At 70.8% G+C, this 14564-nt stretch carries 11 protein-coding genes; 2 read left to right on the top strand and 9 right to left on the bottom strand.

The annotated features are described in order from the left end of the window. Positions 1-9 precede the first annotated feature (9 nt). The 9 genes from WME96_RS39350 to WME96_RS39310 form a co-directional block, all read right to left on the bottom strand. The gene (locus WME96_RS39350; RefSeq protein ID WP_061620483.1) at positions 10-1215 is read right to left on the bottom strand and encodes a hypothetical protein; all 1206 of its coding nucleotides are present in this window, start codon (positions 1213-1215) and stop codon (positions 10-12) included. Continuing rightward, positions 1212-1817 (bottom strand): c-type cytochrome, encoded by a 606-nt coding sequence (locus WME96_RS39345; RefSeq protein ID WP_437286698.1) that lies wholly within the window; start codon positions 1815-1817, stop codon positions 1212-1214. Before WME96_RS39345 ends, WME96_RS39350 begins: the two co-directional genes overlap by 4 nt. Further along, the gene (locus tag WME96_RS39340; protein ID WP_437286697.1) at positions 1814-2584 is read right to left on the bottom strand and encodes a DUF3341 domain-containing protein; all 771 of its coding nucleotides are present in this window, start codon (positions 2582-2584) and stop codon (positions 1814-1816) included. Before WME96_RS39340 ends, WME96_RS39345 begins: the two co-directional genes overlap by 4 nt. Continuing rightward, positions 2574-4007, bottom strand: coding sequence for an NrfD/PsrC family molybdoenzyme membrane anchor subunit (gene nrfD, locus WME96_RS39335; RefSeq protein ID WP_437286696.1), 1434 nt, complete (start codon positions 4005-4007; stop codon positions 2574-2576). The genes WME96_RS39340 and nrfD overlap by 11 nt, the downstream gene beginning before the upstream one ends. Further along, positions 4004-7006: a TAT-variant-translocated molybdopterin oxidoreductase gene (locus WME96_RS39330; protein WP_437286695.1), complete on the bottom strand. Its 3003-nt coding sequence runs from the start codon at positions 7004-7006 to the stop codon at positions 4004-4006. The genes nrfD and WME96_RS39330 overlap by 4 nt, the downstream gene beginning before the upstream one ends. Further along, on the bottom strand, positions 7003-7695 hold the full coding sequence (locus tag WME96_RS39325) for a cytochrome c3 family protein (RefSeq protein WP_437286694.1): 693 nt from the start codon (positions 7693-7695) through the stop codon (positions 7003-7005). Before WME96_RS39325 ends, WME96_RS39330 begins: the two co-directional genes overlap by 4 nt. A 309-nt stretch (positions 7696-8004) precedes the next feature. Then, complete coding sequence (locus WME96_RS39320; protein ID WP_437286693.1) at positions 8005-8790, bottom strand: phytanoyl-CoA dioxygenase family protein; 786 nt, start codon at positions 8788-8790, stop codon at positions 8005-8007. Continuing rightward, a complete protein-coding gene (locus tag WME96_RS39315; RefSeq protein WP_437286692.1) occupies positions 8787-9779 on the bottom strand; it encodes an aldo/keto reductase in 993 nt (330 codons plus the stop codon). Before WME96_RS39315 ends, WME96_RS39320 begins: the two co-directional genes overlap by 4 nt. 10 nt (positions 9780-9789) lie before the next feature. After that, a complete protein-coding gene (locus tag WME96_RS39310) occupies positions 9790-10032 on the bottom strand; it encodes a hypothetical protein (protein ID WP_433930143.1) in 243 nt (80 codons plus the stop codon). A 129-nt stretch (positions 10033-10161) separates the two neighbouring features. Here WME96_RS39310 and WME96_RS39305 point away from each other — a divergent pair, with 129 nt between their 5' ends. Both WME96_RS39305 and WME96_RS39300 read left to right on the top strand, forming a co-directional pair. After that, entirely contained in the window at positions 10162-12177 is a 2016-nt protein-coding gene (locus WME96_RS39305; RefSeq protein WP_437286691.1) for a SpoIVB peptidase S55 domain-containing protein, read from the top strand. Positions 12178-12357: 180 nt separating this feature from the next. Beyond that, on the top strand, positions 12358-14340 hold the full coding sequence (locus WME96_RS39300) for a hypothetical protein (RefSeq protein WP_437286690.1): 1983 nt from the start codon (positions 12358-12360) through the stop codon (positions 14338-14340). The last annotated feature ends 224 nt before the right edge of the window (positions 14341-14564 follow it).

The raw sequence follows: 14564 nt of genomic DNA, 5'->3' as shown, positions 1-14564 counted from the left end.
GCCGGCTCCTTACGGGTTGTCGATCCGAGCCGCTTCGGCAAGGTGAGGGTCGTTCAGAGGATACAGCGGGCTCTTGGCCGCTTGAAGCGAGAGCACCCAGGCTCCCACGCCCAGCGGTCCGAGCAAGCCGGCGGCGTCGATCCAGCTCAGGTGCGCGCCGTGGTGATCCACGTTCGGCATGACCAGCCAGTAGAGGTCGACGTAGTGCATCACGAGCATGAGCACCGACGCCGCCCCGAGGACCAGCGGGCTGCGCTTGGCGTGCCGCGAGAGCAGGACGAGGAACGGAACGACGAAGTGGCCGAACAGCAGCGCCAGGCTGACGACCTTCCACGAGCCCTCCCAGCGGTGACGGTAGAAGATCGTCTCTTCCGGGATGTTGGCGTACCAGATCAGGATGAACTGCGAGAACGCGATGTAGGCCCAGAAGATCGTGAAGCCGAAGAGGAGCTTGCCGATGTCGTGCTGGCGCTCGACGTTGCTCACCTTGCGCAGGAGCCCCGCCTTGTGGAGGGCGATCGTGATCAGCGCGAGCGCCGAGAGCGAGCTCGTGGCCGCGCCGGCGAACACGTAGACGCCGAAGATCGTCGAGTACCAGTGCGGGTCGATGCTCATCAGCCAGTCGAACGCCGCGAACGAGATGGTGAGCCCGAAGATCATGACGGCCGGGGCGCTGAACGCCCGCATCTTCGCCGTGGGCCGGAAGTCGGCGCTCTCGTCCTGCGCCCGCGAGGTCTTGATGAACCACAGCGCGATGCCCGCCCACGCCGCGAGGAACACCGCGGCGCGGATGTAGAAGAAGGTCGGGTTGAGGTAGGGCGCCTTCTGGTGGAGGATGTGGTCGTTCGCGGCCTGGGGCCCCATCCAGTGGTGGTAGATGTCGTGGGCGAGCACGGCGACCGGGAGGAACAGCACGGCGCACGCGGGCAGGACGCCGCTCATCCACTCCATGTGGCGGCGCGCGGCCGCCGACCAGCGCGCGCGGGTCAGGTGCTGGATGATCACGAAGAACAGCGCGCCGAGCCCGATGGTCACGAGCCAGGTGAAGCCGGTCAGGTACGAGAACGCGAAGCGCTTCGCGTCGACGACCGCCGCCAGCGCCGAGAGCGCCACGCCGACGATGGCGAGCACCATGCTCCTCGAGACGAGCCGCTTCGCGACCGCCTTATCGAGGACCTTCGTGTCCTCGGCCAGAGCACTTCCGTGGGACTTCATGGAGTTCCGCTCTCCTTCGCGATGTTGCCCCGCTGGGCCTCCGGGACGTCGTCGACGCGCCCGTGCTGGCTCTGCTGCAGCACGCGCACCCACGTGACGATCGCCCACCGGTCCCGGACCGGGATCTGCTTCCGATAAGACGGCATGTTCCGCACGCCGTTCGTGATGACGTGGAAGATCTCGCCGTCGGGCAGCCCGCGCGCCCGGTCGGACGCGAGGTCGATCGGCGGCGGGTACCCGCGCTTCACCACCATGCCCTGCCCGCTCCCGGACTGGTCGTGGCAGGGCGCACAGTAGATGTTGAAGCGGTCCTGGCCGCGCCGGATCACCGACTCGTCGACGGCCACGGGCGCCATCGCCAGGAACGTGTCGCCGTCCTTGCCGGTCCGGTAGGCCTCGCTCTCGTCGAGCGCGCCCTGGGCCACCGTGCCCTCGACGAGCGGCCGCATGGCGCGACCGTCGGGGAACAGCCGGGTGCCCTCCTCGGGCTGGAACTTCGGCTGCCAGTCCATGTCGCCGAAGACGTGGATCGGCGGATCGCTGCTCGCCTGCCCGCGGCAGCCCGCGAGCAGGACGAGGAGGGGAATACACCAGCGCTTCACGAGGAGACCTCCCTGATGCCCTGCGCGCCGACGCGCTGGAGGAGGTTGCGTGTCTCGGTGGCGTCGAACTTCGGGTCGGTCACCTCGACGCTGATGAAGAAGGCGTCGTCGGTCGCCCGGGGGAACGAGGGGTGCGTCATGGTGGGGTGGAAGAAGGACGGCAGGCGCCCGAGCACGAAGAGCCCGAAGAAGCACGTCAGCGCCGAGAAGAGGACCGTGAGCTCGAAGAAGATCGGGATGAAGGCCTGGTACGAGAACGACGGCTTGCCGCTGATGATGAGCGGGTAGTCGTAGAGCTGCGTGTACCAGGCGAGCAGGACGGCGCTGACGAGCCCCGTCACGCCGCCCATGAGCACGAGCCACGGCAGGGGAGAGGGCTTGAGCCCCATCGCCTTCTCGAGCCCGTGCACGGGGAACGGCGTGTGCGCGTCGAAGCGGCTGTATCCGGCGTCCCGGAGCGCCTCGCACGCGTGGTAGATGTCCGCCGGGGTCGTGAAGTAGCCCATGAGCGCGTACGGGATCCGCTCCCCGGACGCCTCGAGGACCGCGTCCTGCTCGTGCCGGCGCTCGACCTGGCGCTCGGAGGCGAGCAGGGCCTTGCCGTGCGGCCCTTCCTCGTGGGGCTTGTCGTACTCGGCCTCGTCGGCCGGCACGAAGCCCTGCGGCTTGCTGTCGGCCGCGCCGGCGCGGGCCGAGTCCATTGCCTCCTCGGCGGAGGCGGCCTCCTCGGAGCGCTTCTGGCTCGGAGGGTCGCTGTCACGCTGCATGGTGCGCCTCCTCGTGCTTGTGCGAGCCGTGCGGATCGGCCGCCGCCGTGATCCCCTTCACCTCGCTGATCGCGACCATCGGCAGGTAGCGGACGAACAGCAGGAAGAGCGTGAAGAAGAGGCCGAACGAGCCGAAGAACGTCGAGATGTCCCAGATGGTCGGGCGGAAGTAGGTCCAGCTGGAGGGGAGGAAGTCCCGGTGGAGGCTCGTCACGATGATGACGAAGCGCTCGAACCACATCCCGATGTTGACCAGGATCGAGATCACGAACATGGCGGGGATGCTGGTGCGCACCTTCTTGAACCAGAAGAGCTGCGGGAAGATCACGTTGCAGCTCACCATGGTCCAGTAAGCCCAGGCGTACGGGCCGAGGATGCGGTTCGCGAAGGCGAACCGCTCGTACTCGTTGCCGCTGTACCAGGCGATGAAGAGCTCCATGGCGTACGCGTAGCCGACCATGGTGCCCGTCGCGACGATCACCTTGTTCATGTTCTCGAGGTGCCGGATGGTGATGAGCCCCTCGAGGCCGAACGCCTTGCGCGCGAACACCATCAGCGTGACGACCATCGCGAACCCGCTGAAGATGGCGCCCGCGACGAAGTACGGCGGGAAGATGGTGGTGTGCCAGCCGGGGACGATCGAGACGGCGAAGTCGAACGACACGATCGTGTGCACGCTGAGCACGAGCGGCGTCGAGAGCCCGGCGAAGAGGAGGTACGCCTTCTCGTAGTGGAGCCAGTGCCGGTGCGAGCCGCGCCACCCGAGGCACAGGATCCCGAAGACGATCTGCTTCGTCCGGGTCGTGGCCCGGTCGCGGAGCGTGGCGATGTCGGGGATGAGCCCGACGAACCAGAAGAGCGCCGAGACCGTCGCGTACGTCGAGACGGCGAAGACGTCCCAGAGCAGCGGGCTCTTGAAGTTCGGCCAGATGCTCATCTGGTTCGGGATCGGGAACAGCCAGTGGGCGAACCAGATCCGGCCGAGGTGGGCGACCGGGTAGATGGCGGCGCACGCGACGGCGAAGATCGTCATCGCCTCCGCCGCGCGGTTGATGCTCGTCCTCCACTTCTGGCGGAAGAGGAAGAGGATGGCGCTGATCAGCGTGCCGGCGTGGCCGATACCGACCCAGAACACGAAGCCGGTGATGTCCCACGCCCAGTTGACCGTGGTGTTCAGGCCCCAGATGCCGATACCGGTCCCGACGAGGTGGACCAGCGAGCCGCCGAGGATGAGCAGGATGCTGATGGCAAGGCACAGCAGGATGAACCATCCCGACGGTGCCTTGTTGAGGACGATACCCGTGACTTTGTCGGTGATCGAACGGAAGTCGTCCTTCTGCTGCACGAGCGGCGCCTCGTCCAAGAGGGCAGCGCGCTCCGAGAGCCGGGGATGTTCGACCTGGAGGGGTGCTGTGGCGCTCATGCGTCGGCGAGCTCCGGGTTCTTGTTGCGGATCTTCGCGAGGTAGGTGACCCGCGGCTTGGTGTTGATCTCGTCGAGCATCCGGTAGCCGCGCGGGCTCGCGGACGTCACGGAGACCTGGCTTTGCTGGTCGTTGAGGTCGCCGAAGACGATGGCCCGCGTCGGGCACGCGCCCTGGCACGCGGTCACGATCTCGCCGTCCTTGACGTGCTCACGCCCCTCTCGCTTGGCCTCGATCTTGGCGTGGTTGATCCGCTGCACGCAGAACGTGCACTTCTCCATGACGCCCCGCGACCGGACGGTGACGTTGGGGTTGTACTGCATCTTCCGCTGCTCCGAGTCCGGCTGGCCGTATTCGAAGAAGTTGAAGCGACGGACCTTGTACGGGCAGTTGTTGGCGCAGTACTTCGTGCCGACGCACCGGTTGTAGGCCATGTCGTTCAGCCCCTCGGGGCTGTGCGCCGTGGCGGCGACCGGGCAGACCTGCTCGCACGGTGCGTTCTCGCAGTGCTGGCAGGGGAGCGGCTGCTGGATGCTCTCCGGCTCGTCCGCGTTCGTGCCCTGGTAGTAGCGGTCGACGCGGAGCCAGTGCATCTCGCGGGTCTCGCGCACGCCGTCGGCGCCCACGACCGGGATGTTGTTCTCCGCCTGGCAGGCGACCACGCACGCGTTGCAGCCGATGCAGGCGTTGAGATCGATGCTCATGCCCCAGGCGTGCCCCTGCCTGCGGTTCGGCTCCTTGAAGAGGCTGAACAGCGCCGGCACGTGGACCTGCTTCTTCGCGAACTCCGGGTCGCCCTGGAGCTGGGCGAGCGTCCCCTCGCGCGCGAGCGGGCGGCCCTCCATGACGAAGTGCTCCTGGGTGCGCGCGAGCGCCGCGACCTCGCCGGTCTTCTCGAGCGAGAAGCCGCCGGCGACCTCGAAGGCGTCGCTCTTCCGGAGCGGCGTCGTGTCGACGCCGACGCCGCGGCCGACGCGGAGCTGCGCGCGCCGCCCCTGGCCGACGCTGATCGCCACCGAGTCGTCCGCCTGTCCCGGCGCGACGACGACGGGGATCCGGACCTGGGCCCCGGCGCCCGACAGCGTCACGATGTCGCCGTCCTTCAGGTTGAGCCGCGCCGCCGTCGACGGCGACAGGCACGCGCCGTTGCCCCAGGTGAGCTTCGTCATCGGGTGGGGCAGCTCCTGGAGCCACCCGTTGTTCGCGAACCGGCCGTCCCAGGCGTGCTGGTCGGGCCGGAAGGTCACCTCCAGGCCCTCGGCCGCCGGGGCGAACGCCCGCAGCGCCTCGACCGCGGCCTGCGGCGCGGCGGTGACCAGCTCGTCCGTGAGCTGGGTCCCCGCCACGAGGCCGTCGTGCAGCGCGCGGCGGATGTCCTGCTCCGTGCGCTTCGCGCCCTCGGCCGTCATCCACGTCGCCCGCACGAGGTCGTAGGCCGTCCGCGTGCCGCCGAGCAGGAGCTCGATGACCTCGGCGTCGGTCCTGCCGCCGAAGAGCGGCGCGATGAGCGGCTGCGCGATGCTGGCCGTCCCGTCCTCTGCGCGGACGTCGCTCCACGACTCCAGCGCGTGGGCGCGGTTCAGGTGCCAGCGGGCGCGCTCGCTCGTCTCGTCGACGTGCGTCGAGACGTGCACGCTGACGGGCACCTTGGCGAGCGCGTCGGCGAAGCGCGCGTCGGCGGGCGCGTCGAAGGCCGGGTTGCCGCCGAGGATGAGCAGCGTCTCGACCTCGTTGCGCTCGATGGAGCGCGCGAGCTCGACGATCGCCTCGGGGCCCTCGCGCGACTCGTCGAACGGCGCCACGAGCCGGACCGCCTTGCCGGTGTTGTCGAGGGCGAGGTTGATGAGGTGCGCGACGGCGTGGACCTCCTTCGGCTGCGAGCGCCCCGCGACGACGGCGCCCTGGCCGCGGTTCGCCGCGAGGTCGGCCGCGATGGCGGCGGCGTACTTGGTCGCCTTCGCGTCGAGCCCGCCCGACTTGCCCTCGATCGCCTTGAGCACGTCCGCGTCCAGCGCGACCCCGCGCTTGCCGAGCTCGGCGGCGAGCGCGAAGGCGAAGGCGGCGATCTTGCGGCTCTGGATGCGGAGCCGGTGATCCGCCGACGCGCCGGTGATCGTGAAGGTGCTCTCGACGGCGTACAGGCGGTTCATCGCCTGCGGGTCCTTGTCGACCGCGCGGCCCGCGGCGAACGCGCGCGCCTGCTTGATCGGGCTGCCGTCGGTGCCGAACAGATCGGCGTCGAGCGCGACGATCACGCGCGCCTTGGTCAGGTCGAGCGAGGTCTCGAGCGGCCTGCCGAAGGCGAGCCGCGCGCCCTCGCGGGAGGCGTCGCGCGAGAACGGCTCGTACCGGACGACGCGCGCCTCCGGCAGCGTCTTGCGCAGATCGGCGAGGCGCGCCGCCAGGGTGGGCGAGCGGTGGGCCTCGGTCAGGATCGTGAGCCCCTTGCCGCCGCGGCCCCGGAGCTTGTCGCCCTCGGAGCGCAGGAACGCGGCCGCGTCGTCCCACGACCTGGCGTTCGCCCCTTCGCGCGGCGAGCTGCTGCGGTCGGGATCGTAGAGGTCGAGGACGGCGGCCTGGGTGTAGATGGTGGTCGCGCCGAGGCTCTCGGGGTGCTTCGGGTTGCCCTCGATCTTGGTGGGCCGCCCCTCGTGGCTCTCGACGAGGACGCCGAACGCGGTGCCCATCATCGGCAGCGCCGTCGCGAAGAAGAGCGGCTGGCCGGGGATGACCTCCTCCGGCGCGCGCGAGTACGGCAGGATCTGCTCGACGGGCCGGCGGCAGCCGACGAGGCCGCCGAGCGCGAGCGACGCGCCCATGAGGGAGAGGAACGTGCGCCGCCCGACGCCGTCCCCGTCCGTCGGCGGCTCGATCGCGCCCGGCGGGAACTCGCGCGCGATCGCGTCGACGAAGTCGGGGGAGCCGGCGAGCTCGTTCAGGCTGCGCCAGTAGGTCTTTCCAGAGAGGTCCTGGGCGAGGGGGAGAGGAGTTCGTTTCATCGGTGGCACCCCGAGCAGTGGAGCGGCGCCTGCACCTGCCGCCCGGAGGTCGTGACCGCTGGCACGCGATCTTGATAAGGTTCCGGGTTCGGGGGGACCCCGGCCGCCATGACGGCCGTCGAGGGCGCCATATCCATCTTGGTGACGTCGGCGGGATTGCGGAGGTGGGGACCTGGATTGCGGTGGCAGTCCAGACACCATCCCATCGAGAGCGGCGCGACCTGCCGGACCTTGTGCATCTGATCGACGCGGCCGTGGCAGCTCACGCAGCCGACCCCTGCAGCCAGGTGGGCTGAGTGGTCGAAATAGGCATAGTCGGGCAGGTTGTGGACGCGGACCCAGGGAATGGGTTGATCGGTCGCCCAGCTCTCCTGAACGAGCAGAAGCTTATCGCTGTCCCTCCGCACCTTGGCATGACAGTTCATGCACGTTTCGGTCGGTGGAACGGCGGCGAAGCCGGATACTTCCACAGTGTTGTGGCAATACCGGCAGTCAATACCGAGGTCGCCGGCGTGCAGCTTGTGTGAGTAGTCAACCGGTTGATCCGGTTGATACCCGACCTCGATATGTTTGTTGGTACCGTAGTACCAGAATCCGCCGATCACAGCGGCACCGAGGGGCAGGACTCCGAAGAGGAGCCCCAGCGGGACCACTTTGTTGGCCCATCGTGGGAACAGGAACCGAGCCATAGGGTTTGTGTAGCGTCGGAGCGACGCGCGGGCCCAGTTATGGCCTGCTGGTGGGGTGCGACAAGACGGCAAAACGCCGCGTGACCGCGGCAGATTGCCGCGGGAGAGGGCCATGGGCCGGCAGCGCGGCAGGGCGCCGCGTGCTGCGGCAACTTGCCGCGGCCTGCGGCGTCCACCCTTACGGTGCGCGGGCGACACCGCGGGGTCGCCGGGGTGAGAAATCGTCGAAACGCGGGGCGGGGGAGAGGCGGGGACTCGTCGAGCGCGGTGGCCGACGGCACCGCCGCGCCCACGATTCCCGGTGCCGGCTCAGAACACCGGGGTGAACGCGCGGGGCGCTCTCTTCTTCCTGAGGCAGCGGGTCGCCCTGCTCATGTAACAGATGGTGAGGGCCCGCCGCGGCTGGCCGCTGCGGTTCACCGCGGAGCAGTGCCAGAGGTAGTTGTGGATCAGCAGGGCCTCGCCTGCGCGCGCTGGCAGCGCGATCTTGCGGGCGTCCGCGTCGGCGGCGCGCACGCGGTCGCTCGGGACGACCCCGCCGAGCGGCGTCGCGAGCCCGTCCCGGTGGCTGCCCTCGAGCACCTCGACGCAGCCGGCCTCGAGCGGCGCGTCGTCGAGCGCCGTCCAGATCTGCAGCTCGGGGTCGCGATCCAGGCCCCAGTAGCTGCCGCCGTCCTGGTGCCACGGCAGCGGCGTCCCGCCGGAAGCGGCCTTGGTGAAGAGCACGGCGCGGTAGATGGCGATCTCGCCCTCGATGCGCGACCGCGCGATCCGCTCGAAGAGCGGGTTCTCGATCCAGGCGCGGAACAGCGGGTCCTTCTCGAGCTTCTCGATCTTGCGGTACGACGTGCTCGGCCCCTGGTACCCCTTGCCGTACGGCAGGTCCTCGTAGCGGCCCGACCCGGCGTCGTGCTGGAAGAAGAGCCCGGGGTACGTGACGCGCCCGAGCATCAGGTCGTCCGAGCGCGCGCGGAGCGCCGCGAGCCCGGCGTCGCTCATCACGCGGCCGAGCCGCGCGTACCCGCGGGCGGCGTAGTCGGCGAGGGGGCCCGCGAGATCGAGCGTCCTGGCCTCGGGCAGCAGGAAGTCCGTCACCGCGCGTAGCTCGCGTCCGTGCCGAGGTGGTCGCGGTGGAGCGCATCCATGCGCCGCGCCGCCTCCGGCGAGATCGCGCGCCGGGTCGCGTCGGCGGCCGCGTCGAGGTGCTCGACCCGGACGGGGCCGACGACGATGGAGTCGACGACGTCCCGCCCCGCGAGCCATGCGTACGACAGGTCGAGCAGGCTCATCCCCTCGTCCGCCGCCACGGCCGCGTAGCTGGCAGCGAGCTCGAACATGCGCCCGCTCCAGTACCGGCGCTGGTAGAGGCGGTTGTCCTCGAAGCGCGAGCCCGCCTGCGTCGCGTCCGGCCCCGCGTGCCGCCCGGTCAGCAGCCCGCCCGCGAGCGGGTTGTACACCGCGGTGGGGACCGAATACCGCCTCGCGAACGCGGCGTACTCGAGGTCGAGCTGACGGATGAGCGCGTTGTAGAGCACCTGGGAGACGGCGGGGCGCGCCTTCCCTTCAGCGTCGCGGCGCGCGATGAGCTCCAGGATCTGCCACGAGGCGTGATTGCTGACCCCGACGTGCAGGATCTTCCCCTGCTCGAGCAGGGCGTCGATCGCGGCGAGCGTCTCCTCGACGGGCGTCTCCGGATCCGGCGCGTGCAGGTAGTAGACGTCGACGTGGTCGGTGCCGAGCCGCCCGAGGCTCTCCTCGAGCGCGCGGATCACCTGCGCGCGCCCGAGGCCCTCGGCCTTGCCCCGGGCGCGGCGCAGGCCGACCTTGGTGGCGACCTGCACCTCGGCCCGGCGGCCGCGGAGCGCCCGGCCGAGGATCCGCTCGGACGCGCCGTCCTGGTAGAGGTTGGCCGTGTCGAACGCGGTGATCCCTCGCTCGATCGCGCGATGGACGATGCGCTCGGCCTCCTCGGGCGGCGTGCGGCCGCCGAAGTTCATCGTGCCCACGACGAGGCCCGGCGGCGCGCCCGGGCGCCGCTTCGCCGTCATTGCAGCCTTCACGTCAGCCTTCACGTCCGCCGCCACGCCCTGCTCCTCAGGCCCGCGCGACGAGGTGCGCGAGCACGTACACGATGAGCCACACGAGCCACAGCGTGCTCATCCGCCGCCACCCCTGCCGGAAGCCGTACATCGGCGCGAGGGGCGGCACCACCAGCGCGATGAGCCCGCGCCAGCGGGGCTGGCTCCGGAGCACGAGCCGCGCCGCCAGCGCGACGTGGACGGTCACCCAGGTGGCGAAGGCCAGAATGAGCGTCGCGGTCGCCGCGATATCCTTCACGGAGCGAAGCCTAGCGTCACCGGCGCACCTCGCCGCTGGAAATGATCGACCCGGGGTGCGCGCCGGCCCGCCTCGCGCTCCTCGAGCCCCGGCTCTGTCCCGCACCCAAATCCGGGCTAAGCTGGGTCCGTGCCTCTGCGCGAATCACCGTGTTTTCGTCCGGATTCCTTCTTCGCCGCGCGGGCCGTCCCGCTCGCGTCCCGCTGCGCGAGGGCGATCGCGGGCGCCGCCCGCGCCCTCGTCGACCGTGAAGGGCGCCTCATCCCCCTGAGCTTGCTCGCCGGCGCGGCGTGCAGCATCGCAGTCGGCCTCGGAACGGCTCAGGCGATCTCCACGCCGCCCGACACGATGCCCGTCTCCGAGGTGAAGCCGGGGATGAAGGGATACGGCCTGACCGTGTTCTCCGGCACCACGCCCGAGAAGTTCGATGTCGAGGTCATCTCGACCCTCCGCAATTTCCGGCCGAACCAGGACCTCATCCTCATCAAGACGCAGCACCCGCGCCTCGAGATCGCCCGCACCGTGGCGGGGATGAGCGGCAGCCCGATCTACGTGAACGGCAAGATGATCGGCGCCTATGCGTACGGCTGGCTCTTCGGCGCAGAGGCGATCGCCGGCGTGACGCCGATCAAGTCGATGCTCGACGAGCTCGCGCGGCCGCTCCCGCCGGGGATCGCCCCGAAGGTCGGCGGCCCGCTGCCCGCCCCGGTGAGCGCCATCGGCGGCGCGCCGCCGCGCGCCGCGGCGCCCGCCCGGCTCCACGGCGGCCGCGGCTTCGTGGGGGCGGTCGACGCCTACGACCTCGCCGGCCACGCCCGCCAGATCGCCGCGCGCGTCGCGCCGGCGCTCGCCCCGCCCGAGTCGACGGGCCTCGCGCGCGCGTCGACGCCGGTGATGCTCGGCGGGCTCGGCGGGACGTCGCTGCGCATCGCGGGCGACCTGCTCGGCCCGATGGGGCTCGAGCCGATGCAGGCCGGCGGCGGCTCGTCCATGAGCCCCGAGCCGGGCGCGCCGACGAAGTACGTCGACGGCGGGGCGATCGGCGTCGAGCTCGTGCGCGGCGACATCTCCGCCATGGGCATCGGCACGGTCACGCGCGTGTCGGGCGACAAGCTGGTCGCCTTCGGCCACCCGATGATGAACGGCGGCGTGGCCAACCTCCCCACGGCGATCGCCCGGGTGCACTGGATCCTCGCGAGCCAGAACCGGAGCTTCAAGATCGGCGAGGCGGTGCGGTCGGTCGGCTCGCTGGTGAACGACCGGCAGGCCGCGATCGTGGTCGACAGCGCGGCGAAGGCGCCGGTCTTCCCGATGCGCGTCCAGATCGACGGCGTCGACGGCGCGCCGCACCCGACGTGGAACGTGGAGGTCGCGCACGACCAGTTCCTGGCGCCGTCCTTCGTGTCGATGGCGATCGGCAACGCGGTCGAGGCGACCACGGCCGAGCGGCGGGACATGACCTGGCGGGCGGTGAGCCAGCTCAAGATCGGGCGCTATGGCACGATCTCCCTCGTCGATTTCGGCGCGGGCAACGGCACCCCGCTCAGCGCCGACGACTTCGTCCGCAGCCGGCTCGTCCGGGCGATGGGCTCGCTCCTCAACAACCCGTGGGAGGACGTCACGATCGAGCGCGTCGACACCCGCGTGAAGGTCACCTTCGATCGCGAGGTCGTCCTGCTGCGCGGCGCGAAGGTGCTCGAGCCGGAGATCGACGCGGGCGCGCCCGCGCGGATCCGCCTCGACCTCCAGCCCCATCAGGGGCCCGTCGAGTCGCGCGTCATCGAGGTGCCGGTGCCGCGCGAGCTCGCCGGCGGCCAGGTGGACATCGAGCTGTCGCCCGGCTACGAGGTCGAGCGCCCGATGGCGACGCCGAACAACGTCGCCGAGCTCGTGGCGATGCTGCCGCACCAGAGCCACGACCCGGAGAGCGTCGTCGCCACGTTCAAGCTCCGGGAGAACGGCGCCGCGTACCGCGGCAAGGTCGCCTCACGGCTCCCGCCGGGCGCGATGGACACGCTGCGCCCGAGCTCCGACTCCGACGCGCCCGAGACCTTCGGCGCGCAGGTGCAGGTGCCTGTCTCCCTCAAGCGCTTCCTTGTCGGTAAGGACACCGTGAGCGTCACGGTCCGGCCTATCCTCCGCTGAGCCGCGCTGGCTCCCGGCCTCCCTCTCCTCCCTGACCCCCCTTCAATCCTGCGATCCATGAGCACCAAGCGCTCTCCTGCCCATCCCCGATCCTCACGCCCTCACGCCGTACCCTCTTCGCGAGCGGCCCTCGCCGCGGCCGTCGCCGCCGCGGGGCTCGTCGCGCTCCCGGCCCACGCGGTGGGCACGCGCAGCTTCGAGCTCAAGACGCTCGAGGACCTCAAGGGCGGGGATCTCACCGGGGTCAGCGTGGACTCGAACGGCAACGTGCGCGCCGGGCTGACGCTCGGCGCGACGCCGCTGCCGGACGCGACGTCCGTCTGGAGCTCCGCGGCGCTGCCGGACGGGACGGTGCTGCTCGGCACGGGCAACGAGGGGAAGATCTACGGCGTGTCGGGCGGCCGGGTCGCGGTCGTGGCCACGACCGGGCAGATGGCGGTCAGCGCGCTCGCGATCGCGTTCGACGGCGACGTCATCGCGGGGACGTTCCCCGAGGGCAAGCTCTACCGCCTGCCGCGCGGCGGCGGCAACGGCGGCCCGGCGAAGCTCTTCGCCGAGCTCCCGCAGACGGAGGACATCTGGGGCCTCGCCTACGACCCCAGGGCCAGGGCGCTGTACGCGGCGACCGGCCCCGAGGGGAAGCTGTTCCGCATCGATGCCGCGGGGAAAGCGCAGGTGTACTTCGACAGCGACGAGCCGCACCTCGTGAGCGTCGCTGTCGCGGACGACGGCGCCGTCTATGCCGGCTCGAACGGCAAGGCGCTCCTCTACAAGCTAACGGCGCCCGGGCGCGCGACCGTGCTCCACGACTTCGACGCCGACGACGTGAAGGCCATCGCCGTCGCGCCGGGCGCGAAGGGCGGCGCCATCTACGCGATCGCCAACAAGTACGCCGAGGCGTTCGCGCCGCCGAAGCGCAACCGGAGCGGGCCGCCGTCGCCGCAGCCGGCGCGCGCGCAGAAGCCCGGCAAGGGCCTGCTCGTGCGCTTCGATCGGAGCGGCGTCGCCGAGCGGATGATGAGCGATGACGAGACCCACTACGTCTCGCTCGGCCTCGGCGACGATCTCACGCCGTTCGTCGGGACGGGCGCGGAAGGCCAGCTCTACACGGTGAGCGACAACCACGTCGCGCGGCTCGTCGCCGACACGGACGAGCGCCAGGTCGGCGCGTTCCTGCTGGCCGGGAAGCGCAGGTTCATCGCCACCACCGACCCCGCGGTGTTCCACGAGGTGAAGGGCGTCGGCGGCGCTTCGGCGGTGTGGACGAGCAAGGTGCTCGACGCCGGGCTGCGCGCGACGTTCGGGCGCCTCACGTGGCGATCCGACGGCGCGCTGGAGCTCGAGACCCGGAGCGGGAACACCGACACGCCGGACAGCACCTGGAGCCCGTGGTCTCCCGCGCTCGCGGCGCCGGGCGACACGAAGAGCCCGCCGGCGCGCTTCGTGCAAATTCGCGCGCGCTGGAGCCGCGATCCTGGCGCCGTGCTCCGCGAGGTGAAGCTCGCGTTCGTCACCGACAACGCGCGCGCGGTGGTCACGTCGATCGAGGCGGCGCCGAAGGGGCAGACGAAGCCCTCGCGCACGAGCTTCCCGCCGTCGGGCGGGGAGGCGCCGAAGCCCGTGACCTCGCTGCAGCTCACGTGGAAGGTCGACAACCCGGATCAGGACGACCTCCGCTACCGGCTGTCCTACCGCATGGAGGGCCAGTCGACCTGGCGCAGCATGCTGAAGCCGGGCGAGAAGGTGACGCGCGCCGAGCACGTGTGGGACACGACCGCGCTCCCCGAGGGGGAGTACCGCATCCTGGTCGAGGCGAGCGACGAGCTGGCGAACCCGCCGGAGCGCACGCTGCGGCACAGCCTCGAGTCGGGGACCGTCCTCGTCGACACCACGCCGCCGCTGTTCCGGACGCTCGCGCTGCAGGGACGCCGCCTCACGGGCGAGGTCGTGGATGGGCTCGGTCCGGTCGCCCGCGTCGAGGTCTCGATCGCCGGCCTGGAGGAGTGGCGACCCATCTTCCCGAGCGACGGCATCTTCGACGAGGCGGCGGAGCCGTTCGACGCGGACCTCAGCGCGATCGTGCCGCCCGGCTCGCACCTGCTCGCGGTGCGCGCCTACGACAGCGCGGGCAACGTGGTCACCCGTGACATCGAGGCGCGGTAGGCGCCGTCACCGCGCGATCCCTGCGGTGCGGGGCGCAGCCCTCGGCGCGACACCGGCGTCATGCTTGCGCCAGGTGCCCGGTCAGGAGCGGCGCTCCCGCGTGCCGCGTACGCCGCGCATCGCGAACGACGGCGTCCCGACCCACGTTGCGTCAGCGTGCACGGGAGGCATGCCGGGACGGCACATTCTATGAATGCTGAATGGGGACATGATACGCTCACTCC

This window comes from Sorangium sp. So ce406 (genome assembly GCF_051474675.1).
Taxonomy (GTDB): Bacteria; Myxococcota_A; Polyangia; order Polyangiales; family Polyangiaceae; genus Sorangium; species Sorangium cellulosum_G.
Note: the sequence above shows the minus strand (reverse complement) of the source record. Positions and strands in the feature narration are given on the sequence as shown.

Excerpts from the sequence above, each read along its gene's own strand:
- WME96_RS39350 (WP_061620483.1), bottom strand. The coding sequence starts at position 1,215 with ATGAAGTCCCACGGAAGTGCTCTGGCCGAGGACACGAAGGTCCTCGAT.
- nrfD (WP_437286696.1), bottom strand. The coding sequence starts at position 4,007 with ATGAGCGCCACAGCACCCCTCCAGGTCGAACATCCCCGGCTCTCGGAG.
- WME96_RS39330 (WP_437286695.1), bottom strand. The coding sequence starts at position 7,006 with ATGAAACGAACTCCTCTCCCCCTCGCCCAGGACCTCTCTGGAAAGACC.
- WME96_RS39340 (WP_437286697.1), bottom strand. The coding sequence starts at position 2,584 with ATGCAGCGTGACAGCGACCCTCCGAGCCAGAAGCGCTCCGAGGAGGCC.
- WME96_RS39325 (WP_437286694.1), bottom strand. The coding sequence starts at position 7,695 with ATGGCTCGGTTCCTGTTCCCACGATGGGCCAACAAAGTGGTCCCGCTG.